At 43.6% G+C, this 13,105-nt stretch carries 5 protein-coding genes; all 5 read right to left on the bottom strand.

The features are described from left to right. Nucleotides 1–8: 8 nt before the first annotated feature. On the bottom strand, nt 9–581 hold the full coding sequence (locus tag ACM03V_RS27360; protein ID WP_414623962.1) for a hypothetical protein: 573 nt from the start codon (nt 579–581) through the stop codon (nt 9–11). Between the two features lie 353 nt (nt 582–934). Next, entirely contained in the window at nt 935–4,594 is a 3,660-nt protein-coding gene (locus tag ACM03V_RS27355) for an SdrD B-like domain-containing protein (RefSeq protein ID WP_414623961.1), read from the bottom strand. A 192-nt stretch (nt 4,595–4,786) separates the two neighbouring features. Next, nucleotides 4,787–7,030: an OmpA family protein gene (locus ACM03V_RS27350; protein ID WP_414623960.1), complete on the bottom strand. Its 2,244-nt coding sequence runs from the start codon at nt 7,028–7,030 to the stop codon at nt 4,787–4,789. A gap of 114 nt (nt 7,031–7,144) precedes the next feature. After that, nucleotides 7,145–11,257: a hypothetical protein gene (locus ACM03V_RS27345; protein ID WP_414623959.1), complete on the bottom strand. Its 4,113-nt coding sequence runs from the start codon at nt 11,255–11,257 to the stop codon at nt 7,145–7,147. Next, nucleotides 11,250–12,191: a hypothetical protein gene (locus ACM03V_RS27340; RefSeq protein ID WP_414623958.1), complete on the bottom strand. Its 942-nt coding sequence runs from the start codon at nt 12,189–12,191 to the stop codon at nt 11,250–11,252. The genes ACM03V_RS27345 and ACM03V_RS27340 overlap by 8 nt, the downstream gene beginning before the upstream one ends. Nucleotides 12,192–13,105 lie beyond the last annotated feature (914 nt).

Here is a 13,105-nt window from a genome sequence, read left to right as displayed (position 1 = left end):
GCCAACACTTACTCGTTAGAGAAGTGTAGGTACGTCACTGTAGTCGGATTATTCCGTAGCAAATCGGCATCGTAAAAGTAAACGCGACTGCAATATTGAGTCGAACTAGAACAAGTTGCTTCAATCGCAATATTACTCACATTATTTACATCAACCGATACATTTGCCATTCTTGTTGGCCCAATGGTAACAGTTTCAGTTGGTCTTCCGTCCAAATAAAGTTGAACCTGAACGCTAGGACTATTTACATTATTGTCGCGCATTCCAAAGCCTAAATTCAAAGTTTGAAATACATTTTGAGCGCGATCGCCATCAGGTTTTATATTACAGGTCAGAGCTGCCGAACGATAGCCAGGACCTAAATAAAATTTACTGTTGTAAACCGCTTTACCAATAGAAACATTACGCTTCTCCATCCGAGTGCTACCGATTCCGCTGTTAACGCATCTTGCTTTTAATAAAGAAATCGGACGCATCCTTTTTTCTTGCTTTTGAGCAGTTGCTTCACCCAAAGGAAAAAGAGCAGGTAACATTACTGCAATTGGTAGAACAACCGAACTAATTAATTTCTTTTTTAGCATTGACATTCAAAAATAAATTTCAATCACATTTAATTGTGAGGCTCATCAAACAATTATTTCGGTCAAAATAATCATACCCAATCGTTCGGGTTTTTTTGTATTACGAAATTGGGGATTGGTAACTGGGAATTGGGAATTGGGAATTGAGAATTATAAATTAACAATCTAGAAACTAATTAATTCTCCCTCGCTGTGCGATAGTATACCAAATCAAAACTAATTTCAATTTTTATTATCTCTCCCCTTGTCCCCCCATCCCCCCATCCCCCATCTCCCCATCCCCCCATCTCCCCAAAAAAAGAGGCACGGAAACCCGTACCCCAATAGTTGTTAAGGAAGACTTTTAATCGAAATTAATTAACTCTGACGCGGAAGCGAACGAATCCAAATTGTCCGCCAGCAGGTAAAGTGCCTAAGTTGGTAAGTACCGCACCATTTGTGGGAGTACCGTTGCGACAAATATTTTGGAAATTCGCGGGTATTGGAGCTAAAGGTGATGAGAAATTACCGTTATCTGCACCGTTACCGCCGCCATTTACAGCAATGCTACCGTTTACAAAGGTTGTACCGTCGGGAACTAAATCACAAACCCTGACATTTTGCAAGGCTTCCCCACCTTCGCTTAAGAAGTAGATGGTGTATTCTACTATGTCACCACTTACTACAGGTGTTTCTAAGCGAGTAATACCTACAGGTGAAGATTGGGGAGAGGAGTTGAGTCTATTATCATCTTCATCGTTGGAATCATCTTCAAACTGGTTGAAGGCAACGCCGCTAATAGGTGTATTTCCTCTCAATACGTTGGTAATCCGCTTGACTAAACGCAAGTTTGTTGGCCCGGATGCTCCCAAACGACCGGGACGGAAACCAAAGTCAACTTCATTTGTGGTGGGATTGGCTTGAGTTAACTGAGCCGGTAATGTGGTTTCGGTGGTTGGGCTGAAGTCGGTAGGTCTTGCAGCTTCTACGGTGTATGTACCAAGAGGTAAACTATTGAAGACATAATTACCGTTTTCGTTGGTGGTTGTGGTGGCAACTGTATCACCGTCGGAATCTCTCAAAGTTACTTGAACTCCAGGAATTCCTTCTTCACCTTCTTCGTTTGCATCTTTAACACCGTTGTTATTGCTATCGGTAAAGTCTTGTACGCCGTCACCGTCGGTGTCGTTGAACACCGTATCGCCAATAGAACCTGGCAATCCAGTCATTCTCACCCCAAAATCAGCATCGACAAAATTTTGACTGGGTTCTAAAGTTACCGGAATCGGATTGGCAGCCGTAGTCAAAATACTACCATCGGGAAGCACTATTTCTACTTGATAATTTCCTGGTGGAAGATTGTTAAAGGTATATTGACCTGGAGTATTTTGATTGAAAGCAACTGTTTCGGTATTATCAGTACGCTGCTCGTCAATTTGGTCGTCGTTCGTACCAAAAACACCATCATCTCCCGGACGAATTAATCTGACTAAAACACCACTAACTCCCGGTTCTCCTTGATCTTGGATGCGGTTAGCATTTACATCCGCAAATACGGTATCCCCAATTGAACCGTTTGTTGGTGGTTGAAAGCCAAAGTCAACTGTATCAATATTTTGACCCGCTTCTAAGTTAACTGGGTTTGGTTGGGTTAGCGTGGGAGTAAGACCTTGAGGAGGATTGGCAACTGTAACCGTGTAAGTTCCTGGAGGTGCAACAAAGTTGTAAGAACCATCTTCTTCAGTGGTGGTAGTTGCAACTTGATTACCTTGAGCGTCTCGCAGAACCAAGTTAATTCCAGAGATTCCGCTTTCGTTACCATCGGGAGTGCTGTCTCCGTCGTTATCAAAGAAAACTAAATCTCCAATTGTACCGACCTGTTGCGGTGAGAAACCGAAGTCAGCATCATTGAAGGTTTGATCTGCTTGTAAAGGAATAGTAGTTGGTGGTGTTTGAGTCGGACTTAAATCTTCTGGAGGATTATTAACAACAACTTGGTAGTTACCAATAGGAATATTGGGGAAACTATAAATACCGTTTTCGTTGGTAGTGGTATTTTGAGTTGTATCGTCAGGAGTACCAAATTGACCGTCGGGGCCGGGGTTAATTAAAGTAACTTCAACGTTAGGAATTCCTGGTTCACCTTCGTTTTGAGTACCGTCGCTGTTGTTGTCTCGGTAAACGGTATCGCCAATTGTACCTGTAGCTTGTGTATAGCCAAAATCAGCAGTATCTATATTTTCCCCTTCACCCAGTGCGATCGGGTTATTAGGAGTTTGGGTTTGACTCAATCCCTGAATTTCTGGCTGAGATTGGTCGTTGATCGTAACTCGATAAGTTCCCGCAGGTAGGTTAGGGAAGGTGTAACGACCGTTTGCATCAGTACTAGTTCTACCGCTGGTATCGTCATCAGTTAAACTTTCACCAAACACGCCATCTGGCCCGGTTCCGGCATAGTTGACAATTACACCCCCGATTCCGGGTTCACCTTCGTCTTGTTGACCGTTATTGTTCAAATCATTGTAAACGGTATCACCAAGAGAACCCGTTCCTTGACCTTGTCCTACTGGTTCCGGTACAAAACCAAAGTCAACTGTATCTAAATTTTGACCTGGCTGTAGTTCAATAGTATCTGGTTGGGTTTGAGTGGGGGTATCTCCTTCTCTGGGACTGGTTGCGGTAACTCGGTAAGTTCCCGCAGGAAGATTGGGGAATGTGTAATTACCGTTATCGTTGGTAGTAGTGGTTTGAGTAGTATCGTCAGGGGTACCAAATTGACCGTCGGGGCCTGGAAGAACTAAGCTAACTGTAGCTCCAGGAATACCTTCTTCTCCCTCATCCTGGACGTTATTTCTATTTCCATCTGTATAAACGGTATCGCCGATACTACCTGTTTGCTGTGGAGAGAAACCAAAGTCAGCAGTATCAAAATTCTCACCTGCTGCGACAACAATGGTTCCTGGTGGTGTTTGAGTGGGTGTTAAACCAGCAGGGGGATTATCAACGGTAACTCGGTAATTTCCCCCAGTTACGGGAAAATTGTAGATTCCGTTGTTATCAGTAGTTGTGGTTTCTGTAGTGTCGTCGGGAGTCCCAAATTGACCGTCGGGGCCGGGATTTGTCAAAGTCAGGTTAATTCCAGGAATTCCTTCTTCACCAGGGTTTTGCGTACCGTCACCATTAGTATCTCGATAAACCGTATCGCCAATTGAAGCTAGATTTCCTGGCGCACAGATAGTAAATGGCGCTAAACCGATGCTTTGGTCTTGTCCTCTTGGTTGAGATTCGTCTGGCGTGTAAACAATGCTGATTTGGTCAATAGGTCCTTGGGGTGTTACGGAAACGTTAGCATCTCCATTCTGAGCAAGTGAGTTTCCATTGATACCGGAAGCAGTATTTCCGGAAACTTGGGTGAACGGGCCGAGCGCTTGTAGGTTAACGGGAACGTTGGAATTATTATTAGTTGCGCTAACGGTAACTATATCTCGGAAAAATCGACGGTTGTCTTGCGGTCCTTCCTGGTCAACATCCAATAACGTTAAAGGTGATGCTAAGGTAACTGATTGAGCAAAAGTGATAGTCACTGTTGCGCTACCCGGAGCTAGATTACCTGTTTCTGGAGGTTTTCCCGGACCAATATTTAAACGTAAATCGGGACCTTGGATACCACCGTAAATACCATCATCGACTCTCGATTCGGTTCGATCGATTACTTGACCGGGGACTTCTTCAGTAATACTAAGGACGGTACCAATGCCGCCAACATTATACTCTTGTATTAAATCTTGCAGGCTATCGCTAGGGTTCAACTGTACTGTTGCTGGTGCGGTACCCGCAGGACAGCTTCCCGTGTTTTGCGCTACTGCTTTTCCACTCCCAATTATTGGTATCTGGGGTACGCCTAATAACACTGCTAATAAAGTTGTAGACAGAAAGGGAGTGGAGATTTTGTTTACTAAGTACGAAGTATTATCTGCCACCGAACCCGTTTCCCCTTGAGTAATTGCCGATAAATGCTTAAATAAAGCTTTCATTTTTTGCTTCCTAAACAACGAAAAATATTTAGTAATGGGAATTGGGAATTGGGAATTGGGGATTGGGAATTGGGAATGTCCAAGGGAACAAAGGGGACTTTTAACTATTAACTATTAACTCCTAGCTTCTAACTCCTAGCTTCTAAATCCTCATCTTCAATCCAAAATCCAAAATCCAAAATCCAAAATCCTTTACCTTCCTTCGATTTGTAAATCTTGCTCTTGGTCAATGATTTCAAGGTCTATACCCCTGATATCCTTGAAGATAATTTCGGTACGTCGATCTCTGGCGTAATCGACAATATCGTTACTACCGGGAACCTTGAGTTGACTTTCACCAAAGGAGCGTATGGTCATCCTTTCTGGTGCAATTCCCTTCCGCAACAGATAATTTCTCGTAGACAGCGCCCGTCGTCTACCCAACGCTTGGTTGTAAGCATCGCTGGCTCTGGGGTCGGTATGACCTTGCAGTTCTATGACGATGAATGGATATTGTTTGAGAACTTCTGCTACCTTGTCTAGGACTTCTGCGCTTTCGTCGCTAATGAAAGATTTATCTAAGGCAAAGTGGATATTGCGCGGTACTCGAATCGTAATTGGTTCTGGTGGGGTAACAGGTGGTGTCGGTGGTGGTGCTGGTGGTGTTGGTGGCGGTGGTGGTGCCGGTCTGGAAACGCACTGCGGCGGATTAATCGGTTCAATTCTTGGCGTAACGTTAACGTTGGGTGGAGTGTCAATCGTACCAATCTTTGTCGCTACCGCAGGCTCCGACGTTCCGTATTTTGGGTCGGTGGCGATCGCGCTGATCATGTCCCCTGGCTGCACGTTTTCAACTTGAGCAGTAAATTCGCCGTCTTCCCCGGTGGTAACTATGGTTAATGGTTCTGTTAATGCGCCGAATCCCGGTTGATATATGGCTTCTTTTCCCCGTTGGTAATCGCCCAACCGATAAATTGTGATTTCGCTTCCTTCATCGGCTTTGCCGGTAATGATGGCGCTACTGCCATTGGGTGCAAAGGCTTTTTCGGTAAATTCCGGAGCGTTAATTGCAGCGTTTCCGGTTTCTTTACGCCGATTTACAGAGTTACGTCTGGGGTTTGGGCCATCTCCGCGCTGAAAGTCGATTACTCCCAGGTTTCTCTGGCTGTTGAGGTCGATACTCAATCCTTCTAATGCCGCAAATTTATTGTTGCGGATGTCGTTGCGTTTCGCTACACCTCTTCTACCAACATCGTTATGGGGAAATGCGGTAACTACGACTCCAGGCCCCGCTTGATGGTCGATTTCGTTACCAATTACTTGATGGTCGCTACCCATAACGAAAACAGCAGCCCTTCTTAATCTTCGGCCGTTATAGGTAATTTTATTATTCTGTACTAATATCTTGCCTTGAGGTTTGAATAAATACACTCCTGCGCCGTCGTTCGCACAGATTAAGTTACCCAAAATCTGGGAATTATCGACTACCCCTTCAAATCGCAAAGCATCGGGCATTCCGTCGATACCGTTACCGACAATAATGTTTTGCACCACCTGAGTATTTTCCGCCCTTACCGAAGTAATAATTGCACTACCAGCGTGGTAAGAAATCCGGTTTTTACGAATATTTGCACCTTGACTGTTAAAGGCATAAACACCAAAAGCGGAAAGGCGATCGGGTACCCTTTCATCTTGAGTTATTCCCAACCAGTTATTTTCAATGGTTACGTTTTTCGGCGGTTCGTTTCTTTCGTAAAAAGGAAAATCATCGTTAGGAGGTTTTTGCTCGCTGATATCCGGAGGGGGGTTGCGGTGAGCAATGACAATATCCCCCGGTGGAGTTGTCAGAGTTGCGGGTTCGGCTTTACCGTCATAAATCAACGCGCTTCCCAACTGTTGCTTGATGGGTTCGGCATTAAAACCATACATATTCAAGCCGCGAATTGTGATGTCATCCGCAACTACCGTTAACCCGCGAAATACTTCTATTCCTGTAGCAGGTTTAATCGTCACCAAGGGAATCGGAATGGCAATTTCCGCCGTTGCCGAGGTGTTGGGGTCATATCCTGGTTGGGTACTTCCGTCAATTGTTAACCCAGGTACTGCCAAATCTGGTAACACCGTTTGCAGTTCGATAGTTGTCGCACCACTGGGTAAATTAAATTCAATAGTGCTTCCCCCAGTTGCCGGAGAAACTTGAGCTTGTTCGGCGCTGCTGAGTTGCTGGGGGGTTAGAGTTCCGTTGACAACTTCAATCGCTTCGCGCAAAGTTAATTGAGCATCCGCAGTTACCTCACCATCTATATTGCTATTTACCACCACCCGCACGGCAGGAGGGGAGGGGGAGATAGGGGGAGTGGGACTCGGATTTTGTCCGAATACTGCGGTGGGAAGAAATAATATCGAAGTGGGGATTACACAAAATATTTTTTTATTCGGTAAAAGCGAACGAACCATAGGTAAAAGCGAAAAATTCACCTTTAACCGTATTACTCTAACCTTTGACCTTTTTGACCTTTTCTTGGGCATTGCTCGCTCCTATAACACCACATTTGACCAGTATTTCAACAGCTAGTTTTTCAGATTGTTAATCAAATTGGTTTGATTCGATTTATTTTGAGGGATTCGAGATTGAGTATTGTTTGTGGGAAATTGCTCTCTTTCCTGTTGCCCATTCCCCGTTCCCTGTTCCCTCTCTTGGTCAGCATTCCCTTGCGCCTTGCGGCGGCGCGGAGTCTGACCGCTCTTCAAACGATTAACCAATTTGCTTTCTGAGTTCTTCTTCAAACGTTCGGCTAATTCCGACGGTTTCTTAGATTGTTGAGAATCGTTACCGTTTCTTACCAAAGGCGAAACTTCCGATTCCTGTTCCTGTTTTGGAACTGTTTTCTGCAATCCAAATCCGCCAAACAATTCGTTAAGCTTCAAGCTGACATTAAGATACAGTCCACCTTCCGAGCGATATCCGGTAAAGTCGCGGTCGTCTACGCTACCAAATGCATAACCTACTCCCAAACGCAAATCTGGAGTTAAGTAATATCCGCCTTCTACCGCAATTCCAAATTCGTCGAAGTCCGCATTATTATTGGAATTTTGACCAATCCAACGTCCTTCTACAGCTAAATCGGTGCGGAATCCTAATTTATAAGTGGCTCGCGCTTGTGCTAAATTCACCGTTCCATCGTAGCGATCGCCGTCGAAATAAGTTACACCGTTACGCAGCGCGTATTTACCGAAAAATTCCCATCGCCAAGAAGGTGCATAAATAGCTTCTGCTGAAAATACGTGTCCTGTCGCTGTAGAACTTCCCGTAAACTGGTTTTCGGGTATGGAGTCAAAGTTTTGTCGCCATTCGTATTTGAGCAAGCCGTTAAATTTATCGTTGGTTGGATCGCGATAAGCTAAACCAAGTTTGAAATTAGCGGTGTCTCCCAACTCTTCAAATCTCACACCTTGATCTGCACCAAAGTTATTTACCGAAGAAGGTAAAAACACGTTGGCTTCACCAGCTTGTTGGAAGCGTGCTAATGCTGTTAATGCTGGAGTTATTTTACCTGCCGCACCCACGGATATAAAGGTGGTGTCACCTTCATCACCATCGCGGAATTCAAAGCGACCGCTAGCTTTAAAGTCTGGATTGTCGGTATAATCCAAGCCGACGCTGTACACCGAACCGGCGAACAATCCCAAGGAAGATGCCGTTTGTCCGACTGCGTAATATTGCGGGATTCTATCTCCGGCAGCGGTAGCATTAAAAATGTTTCTAAATACGTATTGATAACCCAAACTCAACCGCAATCCCGGCGCGATCGGCATTCCGTGGTTGACTCCCAATGCACCTTGTCCCTGCAAACCATTGAAGCCAGATAATACCGAATAACGTCCGTTGAAGGTAGTATCTTTGGCTAGGTTGTAGTCAACTAAAGTATCTAAAGTTGTTAGGGAATTACCGGGTAACAAGCTGGTATCGTCGTACCATTGATGCGCCAATCTAAAAGTGACACCTTCAAATGCCTGCCAATCTAGCCCTAAAGTAGTTCGGTTGGGATAAAGCGGATCGGAACCATCGATGTTAACTTCATTCTGGGCTTGGAAACTCAAAGATTGAGTTAAAGGAACTTTTAATCGCGAAACAATCTGCTCCGCATCTCCTTGCAACTCATCGTTTACCCGATCTTCCCGCGAACGGTTAACATATTCAACGCTGGCATCTGCAAAACCAAAGTTTTGTAAAATACCGGCTCGGAAAGTTTTTAGTTCGTTATCTAAAGCTTCCCCAGGACGCGCTTGCGGTTGGGGATCGAATAAATCGAAGAAGTTTACTAAACCCGTAGCGGCTCGACCGAAGTTTTCTTCCACATCGTAGGAAACACCCAGAGTTGTGGTATCGGTTAACTTACCGAGTAAACCAGCACCGTAACGGGTTTGTCCGGGAGAAAAGCTGAATGTAGCATTATTATTAAAATTCTCCTCCACCGAACGGTAATAAGCATTTAAGTTTACGCGATCGTTTAAGTTACCAATCGCTTCGATACGGTAAGCATTTCCGGTTAAATCGTCACCACTGCCGATATTGCTTTCCGATCTGGCATATTCACCAAGAATCTTACCAAAACGACCGAAGGAAAGTAGAAAATCCGCTCCATACAGTTCAAAATCTCTATCTCCCTGGTCTTCCCTTAAATAGGAACCGGCGATAAAAGATTTATTATCAAAATTCTGAGAGATATTAAACTGTGCCCTTGCGCCGTAAATATCAGATTCATTGCCAAATTCCGGCTGATAGGTAACAACAACCTGTCTTTGCAGAGTTGCTCCAAAAGGATTAAGTTCTGTTGCCAATATTGGACTTAAGAGCCTAATCGTGCCTCGGTCGTAATCTATTTCATAATCTCGACCGCGATATAGTTCCTGTCTCTTGACAATAGTACCCGGACGGTTGATTTCTTCGGCTTCTAAATAAACGCTTTCACTTCCTGGCACCAGCAATCGTCTTGATAGAAAGTAATTACCGCTCAAACCTACAGGAACAAAAGTATCTCGTTGGAAACCTTCAACGTTATTGGCGTATAAACCAGTTATCTGCAAAGGTCCAAAATTGTAATTACCTTTGAAACCGTGCAGTTGACGAGCAGTTCCACCATAAAGCTGAGAAGGTCGAGAAAATTCTTCAGTTCTGTAATCTCCCCACATTACATAATCGGGATCTGCACCAGGTATCTTAGAACTGCGTTCAAAACGAGCGTAAAAACTATCTGTTGAAGGTGTGGTGGCAGTCACCGTAGAGCTATCACCATACACGGGATAATTCTGTTCGCAAAACTGAATCCCGCCAAATAACCTGTTTCTACCTTCGCAATCCTGGTTAATTGGTCGTTCGCTATTAAATGCACCAGTAAACAGCCATTCACCAACTTTACCCGTAGCGAATACCTGAGAATCTAAATCGAACTCGGTTCCATCACCCGCATCTGGATCTAGAAACTCTCTGCGACTACCCCAGAAATTGGTACCTCTAGCACCGATACGGAGATTGACAATACCCGTAACTAACGAAGGACGCAAGTAGGTGGTGAATTCTACTTGGGTATAGGCTTCTATCGGCTCGTCAATAAGTTCGTTATTAAATAGCCTTGTATCTCTACCGCTCTCTAATAAGATTTCTCCATCAATTGCTCTTTCTCTCTGTCTTAGGGTAGATGTAGGTTTTTTGATTTTATGAACTGCTGCCCGGATGCGAACGGGTTGAGGCTTTAAGCCTGACTGCAAAGTGGCAATAAACTCACCATTGACCACAAGTGCCTGGTATCCAGGTGCATCTGGGTCTTGGTCGGAACCGATAAACTTACCCGCGCTGCTTGTCAGAGTTACCAACACATCGCGAGGAATCACTTCCCCTTCCGAGTTGATAATTTGCCCTCGGATCTGAATCGTCGAACGTCCATCAGCCTGTACTACTGGGTCGCCTACAGGGGTAATTTCGAGCTGTATCTTGCTACGACTTCTTTGTGTTGAGGGAGGTGTCGAATTCTCTTGCAGGGGTAACGCCGGTTCTGCTTGAGTTTGTTGTTCTTGAGGAACGTTCTGTGGCTGCGGCTGTGGTTGCTGCTGTTGCTGAAATAAAGACCCACCTTGTTGGTCAAACAAAGAGCCTGAACCAGGTGTTGCTGGAGAGGTTGGAGAAACGGGACTGTCTCCGATTTCCGCCAGCTTTACTAATTCCTCTAGAGGTGGCGAAATGTTAGAAGATTCCGATCTTGAAGATGATTCAGAGTATTGACCTTTAACCTCTTTTCCTGTATTTTCAAACAGCCACTTGGAGGAAGTCTCTGATATTAAAGAAGGTTTAGGCTCTTGACTTTTGACCTCTTTTCCTGTTTCTACTCTTAAGGAAGTTTTGGAGGGTAAAGAAGTTTTCGGCTCTTGACCTTTGACCTCTTTTACTGTATTCTTACTCTCTTTTAATCTAGAACCTATAGACGGTTGAGCCTTTTCATCTGAAGATGCAGCTGCTTCAGCCTTAGAGCAAATTGTAGAAAACCCTAAAATTGCTATAACCACTGGCAAAATACCCGCACTACCCAGTTTTAGTAGGGCAGGTAACATCGTATGAAAAAATTGCTTTTGGTTGCGATGGTCGTTATTACCATTGCAAAGTCGCACGCGAGATTGTTTCTTATTCATTCTTACCCTCCGAAAACGCAGGTGTAACGCCAAAATTCACCCGCACCATACTTCCAGGCGCTAATTTCACTAAACGTGACGGGCTATTTGTCTCAATAAAGTATTTATTCGGAGCCAAGGAGTAGCCTGGTAAACTAGTCAAATCCAGTGCCGCAGAGCGGTATCCAGAGATCACATTCGCTAAAGAATACAAACCATTGGCATCGGTGACAATGCGGTTCCCATCATCCATGTAAACCACCGCATTCGGTACTCCAGGTTCGTTTGGCTGCTGTTCGCCGTCAAAGTTTTTATCGACAAATACCCTTCCAATCAAAGTACCGCAGTCAGATAAAATCCCTTGTCTAATCCGCAATCTATGACTCGATTGGTTACTCCGCAAACCCCCAGCTGTTGCTTGAGCTAAGTTTCTGCCGCTTCCACGGATAGAATCTGGAGTCACTTCAACCGCATAATTAACAACCATGCTTTCTCCCGGTTGCAAAGTAGCAGTCGAACTTACAGTGAGATTTGTTCCTCGACTAGAAGCATTGATATTTGGAGTGCCAAAATCTACTTCTCTATCACCGATGGAACCTTTGAACGAATTAGCAACCAACCGCAACCCCAAAGGCAGCCGATCGGTAATACTCACATTCGTCGCTGGCGATCGACCAACATTTTCAACCAACAACCGATAAATTACCGTATCCCCAGGCTCCGCAGCCGCGCGATCGCCTGTTTTGGTTAATCGCAAATCTGCCGGAGATGCACTAAGAGTTACTTCGTTTGAATCAACTCTTTGTTCGTCAGGTAAATTATCTGCACCGCCGCTAGCGGTATTGTTTATCACTGTTTGGGCAACAGTCGGTATAATTCCGTAAGCAATAACACTTAAGGAACTAATTGCTAAAAGGAGGCTTTTACGCCTTAACCATGAAATTAAAAATGTCATTGAAAGGCATCAGTGCAATAAATAGCTATCATTTTTCTCTCTGTATAGGCTTTAATAAAAAACCTATTTTTTCTAATCTTGAAATTATTAACCAGTAGCAAAGAATAGTATCACTAAACCTCACCACCGTTACACGTAGTATCTAGGAAAATTTTATTTTTTATTTCTCCTACTATGCAAAATGTATATTTTTTTGCAATCAGAGCATATTATTAACTGCTTGTCAAGAATCAAAACTGGTGTACATAGTTATGAATTCCTGTATCAAATAAACAAATGTGAGGAGAGACTTTCAAATTTTGAGATAATTTGACATAGATTCATCATCTTTATCCCTAGCTTCAACTAAAATTAGTAGAACAAATATTTCCACACAACAGTTGCGTGAAAAATATTTTTGACTACCATAAAAGATCCGTTTATTTGAGTAAATGCACTAGTCAAGAGTAAATCTGAATTATTGCCTTTCAAGAAATTGGCAACAATAAACATTAACTGCGACTCGTCAATAGTGAACCAACACTGACTACCTGACTTAATTTAAAATTGCAGCTATTTTTTGTCCGTAGATACAACGTGTAACTTTTTTATTAAAGGTATTTCCTCTAAATTTTTGTTATTTGAAATGACTTTAATTTTGTCTGTTTGCGGTAAAAACTACCATCAACCGAGGAAAAGAATATACGCCATTTCCTCTTGAATATTAAATAAAACATATTCATCTTCATCTCCATAACCTTCACACCACTAACATTTCTCTTGCTTAAAGTTGAGTATCCCATGTATGGGTTCTTTTTCAGTCAGTAATTCCGTGCAGGCAATAATTAAAAATTTCCACGTTAATTATTTATTACCGTGTCATCAAACTTTTAAACACCCGACGCAATATATATTTAAAAACTGAACTTCACAAG

This window comes from Calothrix sp. CCY 0018 (assembly GCF_963920925.1).
GTDB lineage: Bacteria > Cyanobacteriota > Cyanobacteriia > Cyanobacteriales > Nostocaceae > Rivularia.
Note: the sequence above shows the minus strand (reverse complement) of the source record. Positions and strands in the feature narration are given on the sequence as shown.